15 protein-coding genes and 2 pseudogenes are annotated in these 17749 nt (G+C 43.8%); 8 read left to right on the top strand and 9 right to left on the bottom strand.

Features of this window, described 5'->3' with window-relative positions; genetic code table 11:
• Nucleotides 1–127: 127 nt before the first annotated feature.
• Together MU515_RS10285 and MU515_RS10290 are read left to right on the top strand one after the other, a co-directional pair.
• Nucleotides 128–622: a hypothetical protein gene (locus MU515_RS10285; protein WP_260260334.1), complete on the top strand. Its 495-nt coding sequence runs from the start codon at nt 128–130 to the stop codon at nt 620–622.
• Nucleotides 623–634: 12 nt separating this feature from the next.
• Complete coding sequence (locus MU515_RS10290) at nt 635–2260, top strand: ABC transporter ATP-binding protein (protein WP_260260335.1); 1626 nt, start codon at nt 635–637, stop codon at nt 2258–2260.
• 87 nt (nt 2261–2347) lie between these two features.
• On the opposite strand, the gene MU515_RS10295 is transcribed toward MU515_RS10290, so the two are convergent.
• Nucleotides 2348–3247, bottom strand: a complete 900-nt coding sequence (locus tag MU515_RS10295) for a LysR family transcriptional regulator (RefSeq protein ID WP_260260336.1) — start codon at nt 3245–3247, stop codon at nt 2348–2350.
• 158 nt (nt 3248–3405) lie between these two features.
• On the opposite strand from MU515_RS10295, the gene MU515_RS10300 reads away from it, so the two are divergent.
• From MU515_RS10300 to MU515_RS10310, 3 genes are all read left to right on the top strand, one after another.
• Nucleotides 3406–5097, top strand: a complete 1692-nt coding sequence (locus tag MU515_RS10300; protein ID WP_260260337.1) for an L-lactate permease — start codon at nt 3406–3408, stop codon at nt 5095–5097.
• A 264-nt stretch (nt 5098–5361) separates the two neighbouring features.
• Nucleotides 5362–6024, top strand: coding sequence for a prepilin-type N-terminal cleavage/methylation domain-containing protein (locus tag MU515_RS10305; protein ID WP_279257161.1), 663 nt, complete (start codon nt 5362–5364; stop codon nt 6022–6024).
• A gap of 80 nt (nt 6025–6104) precedes the next feature.
• Nucleotides 6105–6725, top strand: a complete 621-nt coding sequence (locus MU515_RS10310; protein ID WP_260260338.1) for a lipase family alpha/beta hydrolase — start codon at nt 6105–6107, stop codon at nt 6723–6725.
• A 52-nt stretch (nt 6726–6777) separates the two neighbouring features.
• On the opposite strand, the gene MU515_RS10315 is transcribed toward MU515_RS10310, so the two are convergent.
• A complete protein-coding gene (locus MU515_RS10315; RefSeq protein WP_260260339.1) occupies nt 6778–9531 on the bottom strand; it encodes a M16 family metallopeptidase in 2754 nt (917 codons plus the stop codon).
• A 182-nt stretch (nt 9532–9713) separates the two neighbouring features.
• On the opposite strand from MU515_RS10315, the gene MU515_RS10320 reads away from it, so the two are divergent.
• A complete protein-coding gene (locus MU515_RS10320; RefSeq protein WP_432816140.1) occupies nt 9714–10055 on the top strand; it encodes an ArsR/SmtB family transcription factor in 342 nt (113 codons plus the stop codon).
• Between the two features lie 77 nt (nt 10056–10132).
• The gene (arsB, locus tag MU515_RS10325) at nt 10133–11200 is read left to right on the top strand and encodes an ACR3 family arsenite efflux transporter (RefSeq protein WP_260260341.1); all 1068 of its coding nucleotides are present in this window, start codon (nt 10133–10135) and stop codon (nt 11198–11200) included.
• Nucleotides 11201–11321: 121 nt separating this feature from the next.
• Here the strand turns inward: arsB and MU515_RS10330 are convergent, their stop codons facing one another.
• The 3 genes from MU515_RS10330 to MU515_RS20050 all read right to left on the bottom strand — a co-directional run bounded on the left by MU515_RS10330 (nt 11322) and on the right by MU515_RS20050 (nt 12964).
• Entirely contained in the window at nt 11322–11711 is a 390-nt protein-coding gene (locus MU515_RS10330) for a VOC family protein (RefSeq protein ID WP_260260342.1), read from the bottom strand.
• A gap of 306 nt (nt 11712–12017) precedes the next feature.
• Complete coding sequence (locus MU515_RS10335; protein WP_260260369.1) at nt 12018–12491, bottom strand: GNAT family N-acetyltransferase; 474 nt, start codon at nt 12489–12491, stop codon at nt 12018–12020.
• A gap of 278 nt (nt 12492–12769) precedes the next feature.
• A complete protein-coding gene (locus tag MU515_RS20050) occupies nt 12770–12964 on the bottom strand; it encodes a YHYH domain-containing protein (RefSeq protein WP_349775436.1) in 195 nt (64 codons plus the stop codon).
• Between the two features lie 235 nt (nt 12965–13199).
• On the opposite strand from MU515_RS20050, the pseudogene MU515_RS10340 reads away from it, so the two are divergent.
• Nucleotides 13200–14156 (top strand): annotated as a pseudogene (locus tag MU515_RS10340) (IS30 family transposase).
• A gap of 465 nt (nt 14157–14621) precedes the next feature.
• Here MU515_RS10340 and MU515_RS10345 read toward each other — a convergent pair.
• From MU515_RS10345 to MU515_RS10370, 4 genes and pseudogenes are all read right to left on the bottom strand, one after another.
• Nucleotides 14622–15473, bottom strand: coding sequence for an IS3 family transposase (locus tag MU515_RS10345; protein WP_260260344.1), 852 nt, complete (start codon nt 15471–15473; stop codon nt 14622–14624).
• Nucleotides 15470–15778: a transposase gene (locus MU515_RS10350; RefSeq protein ID WP_004413754.1), complete on the bottom strand. Its 309-nt coding sequence runs from the start codon at nt 15776–15778 to the stop codon at nt 15470–15472. The genes MU515_RS10345 and MU515_RS10350 overlap by 4 nt, the downstream gene beginning before the upstream one ends.
• Nucleotides 15779–15966: 188 nt before the next feature.
• Nucleotides 15967–16452: a hypothetical protein gene (locus MU515_RS10360; RefSeq protein ID WP_260260345.1), complete on the bottom strand. Its 486-nt coding sequence runs from the start codon at nt 16450–16452 to the stop codon at nt 15967–15969.
• Between the two features lie 774 nt (nt 16453–17226).
• Nucleotides 17227–17652, bottom strand: a pseudogene (locus tag MU515_RS10370) (GNAT family N-acetyltransferase).
• Between the last annotated feature and the right edge of the window lie 97 nt (nt 17653–17749).

Consider the following 17749-nt stretch of genomic DNA (forward strand, 5'->3'; position numbering starts at 1 on the left):
CAAAATGATAATTATTTGCATCCGTTAGTGAATTGCATTTTAATATATGCCCAAGTAGGCCTCAGAGCAGCACGATTAATTCATCGGCTCTTTGGCAAAAGGATATAAATTCAAGGAGTAAGCTCAAATGGATCTACAGCAATGCTGGACTCATTACTTAAAAGCTGAGCAGTTACTAGAACAAGGCCATTGGCCTGAAGCCCACTACCTTTTCGAGCAAGTGCTGTCTCATATGCCTGAGCATGTTCACCAAGCCTTGAACAATAAAGAAACCAAGCCTTGCCAGTTCTCCTGTTTGGTGACTGGCATCCGCGACGCTTCTGTTTCGCAGTCACAGATACTCAACCGCATGGGCCAGCATCAGGCCGCGTTTGAAACTTTGAATCAAACCTACGCACTGCTGCAATTTATATCTATCGAGCCATCAGATTTGGTTCGCACTACTGACCATATTCTTAGAAAACATAGTGAAGACTTGCTACGCCACATGGGAGCATTTTGTTCTGCGCAGCGTAACGCCCAATGGATGTTGGAATTTGAACAAGTGCAAAAAGCGCATCACCACTTTGATGCATTGAAATACCAAGGTAGCGTTCACGATCATTCACAAGTGATTAATTGATAAGGAAGTACAATGTCACACACACCAATTCTTACCGTTCGTAATCTGTCTGTCAGTTTTACCACCAACGATGGCATTGTCGATGCCGTTAAAAACGTTAACTTTGATCTTTTCAAAGGCGAAACACTGGCGATTGTAGGCGAATCAGGCAGTGGTAAATCGGTATCTACCAACGCATTGATGCGTTTGCTACCGGGTAATGCCATCGTTCACCCTGAGTCCACTATTCAATTTGAAGGTAACGAAATTACATCGCTGCCAGAAAAGGCGATGCAGTCAATTCGTGGCGACCGCATTGGTATGATTTTCCAAGAGCCGATGACATCACTAAACCCATATATGCGCGTTGGCATTCAAGTCGCCGAAGCGATCATGTGTCATCGCTCGGTGAACTCTCGCCAAGCGAAACAAAAAGTGATTGAGCTGTTTAACCTAGTGCACCTGCCAAACCCAGAAACAGCCTACACGAAATACCCTCATGAATTCTCTGGCGGCCAGTTGCAACGTATCATGATTGCGATGGCGCTTATCAATGAGCCCGACATTCTGATTGCAGATGAGCCCACTACCGCATTGGATGTGACAGTACAAGCCGAAGTGTTGAACCTGATTAAAGAGATCCAAGCCAAAATGGGCATGGCAATCTTGTTTATTACCCATGACCTTGGCGTAGTAAAACACTTTGCTGATCGCGTTATCGTAATGTGTAAAGGTGATGTGGTGGAAGAAGGTGAATGCCAAGCGCTGTTTGCCGACCCACAACACGAATACACTCAAATGCTGATTAACTCCATCCCGAAAGGTGGCAAAGACCCAATTGATGCCAGCGCTGCCCCACTGCTTAAAGCAGAAGATATTCGAGTTAAATTCCTCATCAAGCAGAAGTTCATCCAAAGCCAGAACGAATATTTTGAAGCGGTTAAAGGCATTTCACTGGAACTAAAACAAGGTGAAACCTTAGGGATTGTTGGTGAATCAGGTTCAGGTAAATCAACGCTTGGACGTGCTTTAATTGGCCTGCTACCAAGCACGGGTAAAATTGAATACAAAGGCCGTGATATTGCATCGTTGAGCAACAAAGAAAAGTTCGAGCTTAAGAAAGACGTACAGATGGTTTTCCAAGACCCTTACGGCTCTCTTTCACCGCGTATGACCATTGGTGACATCATCACTGAGCCTTTGACCGTCCACCAGCCGAGTTTATCTCGTAGTGAACGTATGCAGCGCGCGCGCACAGCATTGGAAGAAGTACGCCTAGACCCGCATTCTATCAACCGCTACCCACATGAATTCTCTGGTGGCCAACGTCAGCGTATCGCGATTGCCCGTGCATTAATCCTAGAGCCTTCGTTTATCTTACTTGATGAGCCAACATCTGCGCTTGACCGCTCGGTTCAGCTAACCGTTATCGACCTTCTCAAGGACATTCAGAAGAAACATAACATTGGCTTCCTGTTTATCAGCCACGATTTAAGCGTGGTGAAAGCGTTGTCAGACCGTGTACTGGTAATGCAAAAAGGTGAGGTGATGGAGCAAGGCACAGCAGAAGAGATCTTCCACGATGCTCAAAATGATTACACCAAGAAGCTGATCGAAGCGTCATTTGACTTAGATGAAGAAGAAATCGCGGTCGCTTAATCTAGCGGAATAGATAGGTAATCGAAACAAACGCCCAACGATATTCGTTGGGCGTTTTTCTTTTCATAAAGTAGATAGCAAACTAGATTAAAAGCAGTGTGCGATTTCTAAATAACGCGTTTTAATATGCTCTATCAGCATTTTGACTTTTTTAGGCGGCTGACGGGTAAAAGGATAAACCGCATAAATCCCTAAGCGCTTACCCACTTGCTCTGGAAACAAATCAACCAGCGATCCCGCGTTAATATCTTCGTAAACCAAGCAGCGAGGCATATACGCAATACCAAACCCGCCCAGTGCGGCTTTACGCAGCGCCGTGGCGTTGTCAGTGGAGAACGAGCCACTAACACGCACTATGTAGTTCTTCTTAGGCCCTTTAAATTCCCAATCACTGGCGCCTGTGGTTTGGTAAGCGTATTGCAGGCAGTTGTGCTGAGTTAAATCATCGGGCTTTAACGGCCGGCCATAGCGCTTCACATACTCTGGAGAAGCACACACCACCCATTGTGAATCTAATATATGCCGTGCTATCAAGCTGGAGTCTTCTAAATACCCAGTGCGAATAACCAGATCGTATCCGCCATCAACCAAATCAACAAAGCGATTATCCAGTGACATATCGATGGTTAACCCCGGATGAAGTGAGCAAAACTCCGCCACAGCATGAGCAAGCACAAGGTCACCAGAGATGGTTGGCACCGACATTTTGATGTGTCCGGTGACTTTCTCACCAAAGCCTGAAACTGAGTCCATAGCCTCTTGAGTGGCCTGCTTCACACTTTTTGCACCTTGTAACAACGCCCGTCCGGCCTCGGTTAAGGTTAATTTACGTGTGGTTCGATACAGTAATTGCACACCTGCTTGTTCTTCTAAGCGGGCGATTCTTTTGCTAACTACCGAATTTGTAAGGTTATTTTGCTCAGCCACCTTACTAAAACTGCCTAACTCAAACACCTGAGAGAAGAGGATTAAATCATCTGCACGCATTTCATTATGCCATTTTAGGAATCAATCATTTTCATTATCTCCCTATATAAACAAAAAATAAAGCGTAAGATTCACATCGAATTAACAGATAAATCACAATTACTCCAATAAAAATATAAGTCAGCTCTAACCCTATTCAGCCTGAACGAGGAAGTTCCATGAATGAAACCCTACTTGCCTTAGTTGCATTCTCACCCATCGTGGTCGCAGCTATCTTACTGGTTGGTCTTAACTGGCCAGCGAAGAAAGCGATGCCGATTGCTTTTGGTTTAACCGTTGTTATTGCCCTACTATTTTGGGATATGTCTGTCACTCGCGTAGTGGCGTCAGTATTCCAAGGTTTAGGCATTACCCTTTCCGTCTTATGGATTGTGTTTGGCGCTATCTTTTTACTTAACACTCTCAAACACACGGGTGCCATTACTACGATTAGAAACGGCTTCACAGATATTTCCGCAGACCGCCGCGTGCAAGCGATCATCATTGCTTGGTGTTTTGGCTCATTCATTGAAGGTGCATCCGGTTTTGGTACGCCTGCCGCCATCGCTGCGCCACTGCTCGTCGCGATTGGCTTTCCGGCTTTAGCCGCGGTTCTTATGGGCATGATGATTCAGTCAACACCAGTATCATTTGGCGCGGTAGGCACACCGATTATCGTTGGTGTGAACAAAGGCCTAGATACTCATATGATTGGCGAGCAATTACTGGCTAATGGCTCTAGCTGGGAAGTTTACCTACAGCAAATCACATCAAGTGTGGCGTTAATCCACGCAACAGTAGGTACGCTCATTCCAGTTCTTATGGCGATGATGCTTACGCGCTTCTTCGGCAAGAACAAAAGCTGGAGTGAAGGCTTAGATATTCTGCCATTCGCCCTTTTTGCTGGTGTCTCTTTCACTGTACCGTATGCGCTTACAGGCGTGTTCTTGGGTGCAGAGTTCCCATCACTGATTGGTGGTCTGGTGGGGCTGACGATTGTTGTTACTGCTGCGAAAAAAGGCTTCTTAGTGCCTAAGAGCCAATGGGATTTTGAAGCGGAAGACAAATGGCCAGCAGAGTGGCTAGGCTCACTGAAAATTGAACTCAATGAGACCAAAGATAAACCAATGAGCCTTGCGCTAGCATGGGCACCATATGTACTGCTGGCAGTGGTATTGGTTGCGAGCCGCGTGAGTGCAGAATTCAAAGGTCTACTGAAGAGCGTTAGCTTATCGTTTAGTAACATCTTAGGTGAAGTGGGTATTAGCACTGCCATTCAACCGCTATACCTACCGGGTGGTATCTTAGTCTTTGTTGCCTTAGTTGCTGTGCTGCTGCAAGCAAAAAGCATTAAACCTTTAGGTACCGCGTTCGCTGAATCAAGCAAAACGCTCATTGGCGCAGGTTTTGTACTGCTGTTTACCATCCCTATGGTACGTATCTTTATTAACTCAGGGGTTAACGCTGCCGATCTTGCTAGCATGCCAGTCACCACTGCGAACTTCGCTGCTGGCCTAGTAGGTAGTGCATTCCCATCATTGAGTGCAACCGTCGGCGCACTAGGGGCATTCATTGCAGGTTCAAACACGGTATCGAACATGATGTTCAGCCAGTTCCAATTTGAAGTCGCGCAAACCTTATCTATTTCAAGTGTGATTGTTGTTGCATTGCAGGCTGTTGGTGCAGCGGCAGGTAATATGGTTGCCATCCACAACGTGGTTGCGGCATCGGCTACTGTTGGTCTATTGGGCCGTGAAGGCGCAACACTAAGAAAGACTGTTATACCAACGTTCTACTACCTTGTGATGACCGGTATCATTGGCCTTGTTGTCATTTACGGTTACCAGTTTACTGACGCACTAATGAAGTAATACGACTCAGGAGCTGCGCTACTCCCTCGTTGGCGTGGCTCCGCCCTTATCCCCTCATAACTCTTGGTGTTGATGTCCATTTAATCCGACAAGATCCGCTTATGTGCCCTACCACACTAGCTACCCCATCGGATATCAACACCAATTTTCTCCTTTATATTTCGCCGTTCTGTGCTGTTGAATCCATTGTTTTCATCATTACCGTTTACATTCCCGTAAAATTATCGTTACTATGAGGCTAAGGATCATTCTAGAGATAGCGGTATGAAACATGTTCCGAAGCAAGGCTTTACCTTAATAGAATTAATAGTAGTCATCGTAATACTAGGCGTTATTGCGGTGGTCGCTGTGCCGCGCTTTTTAAACTACAGCCAAGAAGCTGAAACCGCGAAAGTCGCTACACTGTTTGAAAACTTTGCAACCTCTGTAAACATTTACCAAGCTACCTGTTACGCGCGTGGTGGCGATGCGGAATCTGGTAAGCACGACAACTCTAATCCCTTTGACATTGAAGGCATCAAGTCTAATTTCTCTGGCACTTGCTACCCCGCAAGAAAGAACTCACGCAACATCAATAACCCCAATAACTGTTTTGCGACCTTTGCTACCATGGTTAACTCTAGCCATTACGACGATCACCCAAGGTTTAGCAGCACCAACCCGCAACAAGGCGGTGAAAACGCCAATCGCGTGAGTTATGACGACTTACTAATCGCCAAACAAAACGGCTTTAAAGTGTTCATACATCAAAGATTCAGATACCACTCTTACTGCCACTTTTACAGCCTTGAAGGTGACCTTAGCCAAGCGCCTTTCATTCTTTACAATGCAGTAGATGGCGAAATGGTTTCTGGCATCACTGACCTCAGCCAAGATTTAAACTGGAGTGATGAAATCACTAAGTATTCTCAAGCCACTCAACCTTAAATTTGCGTTATTGAACAACGTTTTTTACTGCCTGTTCTGGCATGATTTATTCAAGCGTGTTTATCTGAGAGTTGTTGTAAATGAAAATCGTCATCCTGCATGGGCTCTATATGCATGGCCTCGTCATGCAGCCATTAAGCCATAAATTAAGAAAGTTCGGTTTTGATACTCAAGTAATCACCTACAACACTGTGGCGATAGAACAAGAGAAAGTTTTCGCCCGTATCGATAATGCCTTGTCAGATTCTCAAACCAATATTTTAGTCGGCCACAGTTTAGGTGGGCTTATCATTAAGAAATACCTCACTTCACGCCGTCCTTCTCTGCAACAAATCAGTCATGTGGTGACCATCGGCTCCCCTATCAAAGGCGCTTCGATTGTTAATCGTATTCGTGATTTAGGTATGGACGCCATCTTAGGCAACTCTCCTGAGCATGGCCTCAATATGCATGACGACGTCTGGGAGTTTGAGCAAAAGCTAGGCAGTATTGCGGGCACTCTTCCCCTTGGTGCAAGAGCACTTCTGATGATGGATAACTCCATTATGTCGGATGGAACCGTCACCGTTGAAGAGACGAAAATCGAAGGGATGACGGATCATATTCAAATCCCAAGCACGCACACCAGCATGATTTACAGCTCATACGTGCCAAAGCAAATTAAACATTTCAGCGAGCATAACTTGTTCTCTCACTCCTAATAAAAACGCCTCGTTTAAACGAGGCGCTTTTGTCTTAACACGATGACTATCGTTACTCTGCTTTTGGTGACAGCGACACCTTAAATCGCTCTGCCTTATCGCCGAAGTAGAGTTCAGCTCGGGTGCGAACATCTTGCAAGCTGACGCTGGCCACGGTTCTATCGATATTCATTAGCGCATCGACTCCGTAATCATGCACTAAGTATCGCGCGTAAAACCAAACACGATCTTTTGCATGGTCTTTCAGTGGATACAAATCAGTCGCCAACTGTTTACCCGTTGAAGCAACTTGCTCTTTGGTCACTGAAGACGCGAAGTTTCTCACGACTTTGTCTATCGCTTGTTCGATTTTCGCTGAATCGTCCGGCGCGACTTGCGCTTCAATCACCCACTCAGAGCTATCGATGCCATCCGTGCTATTACAAATCGCTTCTGGCGCGTAATCTAGCCCCAAATCTTCACGTACATAGGCGGTCAGTTGCTGGTTCAACATGCGCTGAATGATGTCATCCATAAACACGGTTTTCGCGCCACGATGATCGACATGGCGGTTCACCGTTCTTAATTGATAGACAGTGCTTTTCTCATTGTGAATCGCCAAATCGATACGTGGTTTAAACTCCGACTTATATTTCACATCAGGAGAATGGCTTTCGACACCCTCTAGTGGAATTGACGCAATATACTGACGTAACACGGTTGTTAGCTGCGCAGGCTGTAAATCACCGACAATCACTAGTTTTTGGTTCATCTGGGTTTGCATGATGGCTTTATGTGCCTGCTTGATTTGCGCTGCCGTAACTAAAGCGATGTCTGGATCTGATAACTCAGAAAACGCGCTATCACGCTGATACATGTTCTGATTCGTTGCTTTATTCAACCGCCCAAATGGAGAGTTGAAGTAGCGCGCTCGGTCTTGATGTATTTCTTGTTTGGTCATCTCAACATGACGCTCATCGACATTGATCGACTCACTCACGCTGTACAAGAATTTAAGCGACTCAGCGACCGACTCTTTTGAGGTCATGATTTCAAAACTCGTATCCGTTACGCCGATAAAGGGAGCAACACTAATCCCATTGCGACGCAAATGCATATCGAGCGCGGAACCATTGAGCTCACCTACACCACTTTTAAAAGCAACAGGTAGCAGCATTGAAGCAGCAGGAAGAAGTTCAGGATCCAACATCTCTTTGCCTGTTAAGCTGACATAAGCCATGAAGACTTGGTCACCTACTGTGGTGTCTCGCTCAAACCAAACCTCTACGCCATTCGACAATAGCCAAACTGACATACCAAACTTCTCTTGCTGAGAGATGATTGTACCTGGCTGAGAAGGCTCAGATAGACCAGAGTCACTTACCGTCAGTGCCAAAGGCTTTGCACCCTGCTGTTCAAAACGGTTTAACATTGGCGCTATCGACGCTGTAAGCTTAGCCTGCGACTCAGAAGGTGCTCGACCTATGATGGTGCTCATCTCATCGCTTAATATGTCTTCGATTTGTTGGTTGATTTGATCAACATCGATTTTTGCTAACAGCTTTTTCAAACTGGCGCGAATCTTTTCTCGGCTGCGCACTGGCTCATCACTGGTTAATGAGTTAGCCATATCACTCGCATGATCGACGGCGTCTCGTTTATTCCAGTTGGCATCCAGGTTGTCATAATTGTGCTGATAATCGACCAATACTGAATCAAGCTCCCACTGGCTCACGCCGTGGTCACGCAAAGACGCTAGCGTATCAACTAATAACGCTTGTGCAGCTTCACGATCAGATTCAGCGAAAGATACCGTGAACAAGTTGTAGCGTCGCTGATGGATATAGTAAGGCGCGGCCGCAATTTCTTGCACTGGCTGAGCCGCATCATCAAAAGCGCTCATTAAGCGCAGCCCAATTAGCTGCAAAGCAATATCATCACGCCAAGTGTCAATGCGCTGCTCTTGATTGGTCACTAATGCACTGCGGCGATCACTGATTAAGCTGTAACTTGGGGAGTCCATCTCACCAATGGTGTCCACCCAATTATTCAGCGCAAGTTCATGGTGTAGCTTTTGCGGACGAGGTGCTCTTTGGGTTGGCTGCCAATCTCCAAATTTTTGCTCAACCAGCTTTTTCACTTCTGCTTCAGTGACATCACCCGCTACTACGATCTGCACATATTGGGGCTGATACCAAGTTTGATAAAACTCGCGTAAACGCTCTGCAGTAATCGCTGCGACAGAGTCAGAGCTACCTAAAACGTCATGCTGTTCAAATGGCGTTTTACTGATCATTCTTAGGTACACTTTATCCGCTAGGTTTTTATTTTCTGGACGTGAGCGACGAATCTCTCCCTGAACAACACCTTTTTCCTTCTCGACTTCGAAAGCATCAAGGTTTAGACCATCACCAATATCACGCATCCAAACTAGAGCGTTGTTCAATTGCTTTTTATTTGGCAAATCTATCTGATAGACGGTTTCGTGGTAACTGGTGTAGGCGTTTAAATCAGCACCAAAAGATGCTCCGCTCTTTTCAAACATTTTAATCACATCATTAGAAGAAAAATGTTTACTGCCATTAAATGCCATGTGCTCTAAAAAGTGCGCATAGCCTTGTTGATTCGAGTTTTCTTGAAACGAGCCGACATGAAACACCATTCGTACCGACACTGACTCATCTTTCATAGGGTATACATGATATTGCAGCCCATTTGTGAGTTTCCCTTCATACCAATCATGTTGCGGCTGACTAAATGCTGCACTGTCTGGATGGCTACAGCCAACCATAATCAACACCAACAACAAGTACATGCGTCTTATCATATTGAACGCCCTATATAATTAATAATATTAATAACTTAAAGTAATGATTCATTTTATAAAGTAATGATTTGTTTGTCTAAAATAAACCGAGACTTAGTTTTTTCATTGCCTTTTCAATTTATATTTGACGCTTATCTTAGATGGGCATACACTAATCGCCATTCGACGATTAACTATCATTCATTATGAATCAATGTGAATTAGCTAACCAATCTGCACTTGAGGCAAGTGAACAAGCCTTAGCCGATGAAAAGTCCTTTGCGTTACAAGCAAAAGCACTATCGCACCCAGCTCGTGTAAGGATTTTGAAAATCCTCCATACACTGGATGAGCTCGGAGGTTGCCTGAACAATGATTTAGTTAGCCAACTAGGCCTTGCACAATCTACTGTCTCTGAGCATTTGCGTATTCTAAAACAAGCGGGCTTCATTACCGCCGAAGCGCAGCCGCCAAAGATGTGTTATCAGCTTAATCGCGACCAAACTGAACAGTTCCGCCAATTGTTCAATGCTTTATTCAAGTAATATAACTAGGCTTAACCGTTAGGTTTAGACTACACTTTTAAATCGTCTTTCGACGATAAACGAATGAGATACTATCAATGAGTAATTCAGCAAATGCGACACTGACTGCTCCTAAAATGAGCTTTTTAGATCGTTACTTAACCGTCTGGATCTTCGCTGCTATGGCGATTGGTGTGGCGATTGGCGCACTTTTCCCTCAAGTAGCTGAGTGGAACGAATCCATGAGTGTGGGCAGCACTAATATTCCATTAGCGATTGGCCTTATTTTGATGATGTACCCGCCACTGGCAAAAGTTGACTACAGCTTGCTAGGAAAAGTACGTAAAGACAAAAAAGCGATTAAACTTTCACTGTTTATGAACTGGATTGTTGGCCCTATCCTTATGTTTGTTCTTGCGCTGACCTTCCTTGCCGATAAGCCAGGTTATATGGTGGGTATCATCCTAATTGGCCTCGCACGTTGTATTGCTATGGTTTTAGTGTGGAATGACATCGGCGGCGGCAACAAAGAGTACGGCGCGGCATTGGTCGCTATTAATAGCGCATTCCAAATTGTGACATACAGCTTTATGGCATGGCTATTTATCACGGTTCTACCGCCAATGTTTGGTTACCAAGGCTTTGCCGTAGACATCTCTATGCTAGATATTGCTGAAAGTGTGCTGATTTACCTAGGTATCCCATTCTTAGCCGGTTTCCTAAGCCGTAAATGGCTTGTGGCAGCAAAAGGTGAGCAGTGGTACAACGAGGTGTTTATTCCTAAGATTTCACCCATTACCCTGATTGCTTTGCTAGGCACCATCGTACTGATGTTTAGCCTAAAGGGAGAGATGATTCTTCAGCTACCTATGGATGTTGTGCGCGTTGCTATTCCGCTGGTGATTTACTTTGTATTGATGTTCTTTATCAGTTTCTTCGTTGGTAAGAAAATGGGCATCGAATACAATAAGAACGCATCAATCGCCTTCACTGCGACGGGTAATAACTTTGAGCTAGCAATTGCAGTTTCTATCGCAGTATTTGGCCTTAACTCGGATCAAGCCTTTGCCGGCGTAATTGGCCCACTGATCGAAGTGCCAGTGCTCATTGCATTAGTCAACGTTGCTCTGCGAATGAAGCAAAAATACAAGCTTGCACGAGCATAGTGCTAAACAAACTGAAACGACAAAGGCAACTCATTGAGTTGCCTTTTTGCCATTAAATCTGCTCTATGCCAACTAGAAAAGACCCATTGTCATATGTCTAGTTTTAGACCGAGTATGTAGATTATACAGTTAACTCTAAACGGTTACCGTCTGGGTCGAGAATACAACTTTCGTAATAGCCATCGCCTGTATATCTTGGGCCATCCAGTTTTTCAAAGTCATCTTCAACCAAACGCTTGGTGAACTCATCGACTGCACTCTCCGATCCCAAAGAAAATGCAATATGAATAATCCCTGTAAATTGGTCATATCGATCATCTTTTGACTCAGGAACACCCTCCATCTCCATCAGCTCTAATCGTGCACCACTGTCAAATGACAAAAAATACGATGAAAATCCTTTATTGGGATTGTGATACTTCTCGCTTGGTTTCGCATCAAAATACTTAATATAGAATTCTTTCAAAAGTTCTAAACGCTTTGTCCAGATTGCTACATGTTCAATTTTCATTGTGTTTACTCTTTTAGCTCCAGTAAGCCTAAAACTACAGCGAAAAGCGGCAGCTAAAAAGAGAACAATGCAGCTAGGATCTGTTCCTAATTTTGCTCATTTCAACAGAAATAAGTTTATAGGACTTGTAATGAGTAAGCCATTGCATTCGCAAGTTGTTGAAAAAAGGCGAAGAAAAATCTAGCGGCAGCATAAGGCACCGTTGCACCTAGCAACCCACCATTAGGTTGATGGTGAAAAGTCAGCACTTATACGATCATCCATTCTTCGCTAACCTTCGCGGCTTTGCCTGCTCATAGCTTTATGTTACGCATTTTTACTATGTGAAAAGCACTGCCTTGTGACCGTGCCCCACTTATAGTCTTCATACACGTCTTCAACATAGTCGCCTGAGGTATAGTCGCGTACCACTTCTCGCCAAAATTTGATGGCATGATCTGCGCCTGCAACTTGTTTTATTTCCCAAGAACCACCAAGCAGTTCAAACAAGCTGGATATAAATCGCTTACCTACTTTGTTTTTGCGAAAACAAGGTAATACATAAAAATCACAAATCTCATAAGCTTTCGCAGACTTCTCATCTATCGCGGTTAAAGCAGCGGGTTTACCGTCTATGTATAGTAGGTAACCAGTAACACTACCTTTCAACTGAGGATAGATCTCAAACAAACCACTCTCATCTAGTTTATCATCAATTATTCTCGAAAATTCAGCCGCATAACCTTGATAAAGATTAGCGTAAACGTGGGTATTGCTGTCGTCTACTTTCACTATATTCATCATAAATTCTCTATGATAATTGAGCCCTGAACCTAATATTATCGCTTCTTTGATTTATAGAGAATAGTAGATTAATAGAGTAATTTAACTGTTGATGGATAACATCGTGTTAAGGTACTGGATAGCGCTAACTATGGCACGTCAGAAAATCACCCCAAAAAAACAATTTTGACTTTACTAGCAAAATTAGGGCGCGTCGCGAATCCGACTTAAACGCTTTATTATATGAATTATCAGATGGCTGTATAATTAATATCTAGCGCAACTGTCTGATGTAACTAAGGTGGGCAACTACCACCGCGTTGCTTTCTGGTATGACAATGATACTCCCCTGTTTTCTTGTTGTAATGACACCCACATTTGTCAGTACCACCACTATGAGATACTTCTAATTCGCCAAAATACTGAACAGGATCTGCGTTAGTACTTTGTGCTATAAACACGAGTAACATTGCGATAAAAACATATTTCATGAGGGACCTTAGTGTTACTGAATAAGGTAGCAATTGTAGTAAAAAACCACACTATTTAAGTGACACGCATCGTATCAAATATGCAACAACAATAGTATTGAGTATTAGGTTTAGCAGTCTCGCCAAGACTCATTCATATAACGCCTTATTACCTGTTAAGCAACTTGGATTCAAGTACGAAGTGCGACACCTATAAACATAAAAACACCAAGATACGATAATAGAAGTAAAAAACATGAAATACACGCACCACACTGAGAACGAAAGATATATGATTTCTGCGCTCAGAAAGCAAGGGATTGGTACCGATAAAATCGCTAAATAACTGGCGCGTCACAAAGCCACTATCTATCGAGAAATTGAACGCAATTCTCGATACAATAGGCACTTTAAAAGCTACTCGTATCAAGATTGGAGGGCTCAGCAAATGGCTACGTTCATGTAGAAATAAACGCTATGATGAGCTCGAATTCAAGCTCTATGAAGCCTTACTGAGACTGGACTGGAGCCCTGACCAAATTGTCGATTACCTAAAAGTAAGAGGCTATCCTACCATGAGCCACGAGCTCATTTATCAGCACGTTTGGAACGACAAAATTCTCGGTGGAACACTATGGAAACACCTGCGCTAATCCACCAAGAAAAGGCGCAAAAGGTACAACTCAAAAGATAGCTGAGGTCGACTGGCAGAAAAGCGTCATATTACCGAAAGATCTGCAAAAGCCGAGCACCGAAAAGAGCCTGATCACTGGGAAATTGACACCGTCGTTGGCCACGGAACCAAGCACTGCATCGTGACTTTAGTCGACAGAATGACTGGCTACACTTTTATTGGGCAAATGGACGATAGAACAAGTAAGTCGCTCAACATAAGAATGAGCAAAATAATGACCCGCTCAGACTTACCCTTTAAGACGATAACCGCACTGAACTTCATGGCTACGCACAACTCGAAAAACATCATAACTGTTTGTTTTACGTTGCAAATCCATATCATTCATGGGAGCGATGCTCCAATGAAAATACTAATAGGTTGATAAGACAGTATTTGCCAAAGCGAACTTCCATGTCACACGTGACACTGAAGTTATGCAATCAAATTGCCGACAAATTAAATAAACGCCCACGCAAAAGACTTGGGTATCGAACACCACAGGAGTATATTCATACGCATGTCGCACTTCAAACTTGATACTAAGTGAACATTGCCCAATAGAACCAAGTTACCACGAAATCGCCCAAATATGAGGCCATGAGACTAACCAAAACTACAAAACCATTAGTAGTTCAAGAAATTACATTGTCATAAATGTTACAACCCCCGTCTCAACAAGTATTGAATGGTGACTTTCAGCAACAAGGGAAACTTTCGTGCATGGGAAACTCAACTTACTGGAAGCTCAGCAACTACGATGTAGCGATAAACTTGGCCTTGCCACACTTTAAGCCCACCGAAATTTCAACGAGCCTTCACGAAAGGCCATTGAGGTAACCCTTAAAAATTGGCATGTTTTACGGGTTGAAGGATTCAAGAATTTAAGCCGACAAACTGGAATTACCGACAAAAAAACAGGTGGCCTAAGAAATAGAAAACAACGTGTTTAGATAATTTTTACGACTTCATTGGTGCACCCCACAAAAAGTAGACAGTACATAACTACATACTTTCATACTCAACAGGGCTGACATGCCCCAACGCTGAGTGTCTTCTTTTTCGATTGTAAAATACCTCTATGTATTCAAAGATACCCATTCGGGCTTCTTCGATAGTTTTGTAGTCTTCTGCGTATATCAGTTCCACTTTCAGTCGACTGTAGAACGACTCCATCACCGCATTGTCCCAACAGTTGCCCTGTCGGCTCATGCTCGGTACACCTCCATGCTTGCGCATGAAATCCTGATATTTATACGCTCTGTATTGTACACAACGGTCCGAATGGATAATGACGCCCTTAGGCGGCTTACGTGACTCAAACGCCATTTTTAGCGCATTGGTGATGAGCTCGACCGTCATCGTTGTCCCTAGAGACCAACCTACGATACGCCTTGAATGCAAGTCCATCACTGTCGCCAAGAAGAGCCAACGGCTATTCACCCAGATATACGTAATGTCTGTAACCCACTTCTGATTTGGCGTCTGAGACTCAAAGTCTCTACGCAGTAAATTGTCAGCAACATTCGTCATCGCAGCCACATCCTTGCTGTATTTAAACCCCTTACCATTACGTGCCCTGATACCTTTTTCTTTCATGATATCAGCCACATAATTCCCACAGCAGGCATTGCCTGCTTCGTTTAGCTCTTCGGCTATTCGCACTGAACCGTAACGTGCTCGATATTGGACGTAGGTACACATAACGAGCTGTTCAAAGCGCTCTCTCCGCTTTGTCCGCTCACTCGGCGTATGACGGCACCACTTATAATAACCACCTCGACTCACTTCTAAGGTGCGACACATTAAACTAATAGAATACTCACCTACATAACTTTCAATGAACTCGTACTTCACTCTTGCTGCTTCGCGAAGTACGCCGAGACCTTTTTTAGAAATTCCATTTCATCTTTGAGTCGCTTGTTCTCGCGCCTAAGTGCTCGAAGCTCTTCGGACTCTTTCTTCGAGTAGTCGACACCGTCTAAGGTATTAAACTGTTTATCAGATAGACGTGTGAACTGGCGCTTCCAGTTCCGGATTTGCTGGGCACTGATGCCCAACTCCTTGGCAACGGAGACGGCTGTTCGGCCGGGAAGACTGGCCAGACGCACTGCTTCTTTACGGAACTCTTCGGTGTACGCTGGATTACGATGTTTAGCCATAGATCACCTCTCAATTAGACCCTAGATCTAACTTAATAAAGTGTCTACTAAACGTGCGGGACTCTGAAACCTAACGTCCAGTTAAGGGGTGAACAACGCAATACCGAAGCCGCTACATACCGCCTTAAACACTAAAAACAATGCATAGTAAAAATGCCGCGCGTTGTGAATCCCTCATGAACTGTTTGTTAGCCTAAAAGGGAAACATACTTAAGCAATATTACAGAAAAAATCGAAACCGCCATTAGGCTATATATTGAGAGCCTACTAGCGTCCTGAAACCCCCTCCCCTTCGCATCTATTAAATCTCTTTTTTGTATAAGAAAACTTGGAAGAGCATGGCTTGACTGAGCTTTGCAATCAGAACTCTCGACCACTATTATGTACTCTGAAAAATCAGTTTGATCACTTAACAATATTTCAGTTTGAATGAGCAAAGCTGCCGAACAAGTAGCTCCACCAATGTCTCTCATGGTTAGCTGGTTGCGAATGTATACAAAAACTGTATATGTTACTCCAAGCACGGCAATAAATAGTAGCGCAGCAGTAATTCCCTCGTGCTCTGTTGGTAGTGAAGAACCAATAATCAATGAGCAAAACAATACATATAGAACTAAACCAGCCCAAGCAGCTATTTCTTTGTTATTGTAGTATGTAGCATAGTGTGAACGCATATTTTCATAAAATCTTACTGCATCGTCTTTTTTTTACCATATAATTCTCCTTAAATTGCTGAAATTATAGATTTGGGCTAACGACGCATTAAGTGGTGAACAACGCAACCACCCTGCCTTAAACCTTACCACATTTAGCACCAAAGCCGACCCAGGCTGAAATTGCCAAGTGTTGAGAATCCGTCTTAAATGCTTTGTTATATTTTAGCACAATTCGTTGATTTACTTGGTAAAGAACTGAGATGCAGACCTAGTTTTCTGAACCAAATCACAAACTCGAACTTACTTGACCGGCAGACGCGCCAAAACTAAAAACGAGTAAGTCCACTCCCCTGCTAATGAGGCAACTCAATACGCTTTCAACAAGCGCCCTTTCTTAGCAAAAGCAGCGCAGAACAATGGCGATTTGCCGACTCAACTGCCAAGGTTATTAGCTAATTGGGAAATATGCCCAAAGCGACTTTGAGCCAGAGAAACAAGACGCCCAAACCACCCGAAAACTTGAATGAAGCAACCCGCGAACCTTGGCATATTTTACGGGCTAAGTGGTTTGAGAACTAGGCGATAATAGTGATTTGCTGAGTCTACTCCCAACGAATAACCAAAGGGGCAAAGAACGACTCAAAGGCATTTAAACCATTGAAATTCCGTTAAAACATAACGCCCTGTTAAGGTGTAAGCAACGCAATACCAACGCCACCGCATACCACCTTAAACACTAAACGCAACGCATAGCAAAATGCCAAGCGTTGCGAATCACTCTTAAATTGCTTGTTAGGTTTGTGATTTCCACTTCATTAGATGATAGCTTTCCGCACCATTGCCTATCGTTTCGGCAATGGTAAAACCCTGAGATAAATAGAACTCAGTGGCATTGCTATTTTGACTAAGGCACTTGAGGCTTAGCCTTGGATACCGTTTTTTGGAAAGGTCTAGCAGTTTTAATCCAACACCACCACGTAGCTTACGAGGACTAACAAACAGATGATGAATGAAGCTTTCAGGCGCCCAAATTGAGACAAAACCGACGACTTTGTTTGATTCAATTGCCATCCAAATACTTTCACCCTTTGTATCCCGCTAAAAATCTGACAGGTCGAATTCAACTGTATCCAACCATGTAAAAGTCGCTAGTCGCGATTCTAGATACAGCTTCTCTACAGCATTTAAATGATGAGATTGAAATCTTATTATTTCCATGAACTTACCAACAAACCTAACGCCGAACATAAGGTGCGCTTCACTAAACTAACAAAGCGCGCTGAACTCCATGCCAAAACCGCCGAGTATAATGCGT

It is taken from the genome of Vibrio intestinalis (assembly GCF_025195085.2).
GTDB classification, from domain to species: Bacteria; Pseudomonadota; Gammaproteobacteria; order Enterobacterales; family Vibrionaceae; genus Vibrio; species Vibrio intestinalis.

Coding starts and splice junctions, on each gene's coding strand:
- MU515_RS20050 (WP_349775436.1), bottom strand. CDS start 12,964: ATGAAATATGTTTTTATCGCAATGTTACTCGTGTTTATAGCACAAAGT.
- MU515_RS10335 (WP_260260369.1), bottom strand. CDS start 12,491: ATGAATATAGTGAAAGTAGACGACAGCAATACCCACGTTTACGCTAAT.
- MU515_RS10290 (WP_260260335.1), top strand. CDS start 635: ATGTCACACACACCAATTCTTACCGTTCGTAATCTGTCTGTCAGTTTT.
- arsB (WP_260260341.1), top strand. CDS start 10,133: ATGAGTAATTCAGCAAATGCGACACTGACTGCTCCTAAAATGAGCTTT.
- MU515_RS10315 (WP_260260339.1), bottom strand. CDS start 9,531: ATGATAAGACGCATGTACTTGTTGTTGGTGTTGATTATGGTTGGCTGT.
- MU515_RS10295 (WP_260260336.1), bottom strand. CDS start 3,247: ATGCGTGCAGATGATTTAATCCTCTTCTCTCAGGTGTTTGAGTTAGGC.
- MU515_RS10330 (WP_260260342.1), bottom strand. CDS start 11,711: ATGAAAATTGAACATGTAGCAATCTGGACAAAGCGTTTAGAACTTTTG.
- MU515_RS10360 (WP_260260345.1), bottom strand. CDS start 16,452: ATGCGTTCACACTATGCTACATACTACAATAACAAAGAAATAGCTGCT.
- MU515_RS10285 (WP_260260334.1), top strand. CDS start 128: ATGGATCTACAGCAATGCTGGACTCATTACTTAAAAGCTGAGCAGTTA.
- MU515_RS10310 (WP_260260338.1), top strand. CDS start 6,105: ATGAAAATCGTCATCCTGCATGGGCTCTATATGCATGGCCTCGTCATG.
- MU515_RS10350 (WP_004413754.1), bottom strand. CDS start 15,778: ATGGCTAAACATCGTAATCCAGCGTACACCGAAGAGTTCCGTAAAGAA.
- MU515_RS10300 (WP_260260337.1), top strand. CDS start 3,406: ATGAATGAAACCCTACTTGCCTTAGTTGCATTCTCACCCATCGTGGTC.
- MU515_RS10305 (WP_279257161.1), top strand. CDS start 5,362: ATGAAACATGTTCCGAAGCAAGGCTTTACCTTAATAGAATTAATAGTA.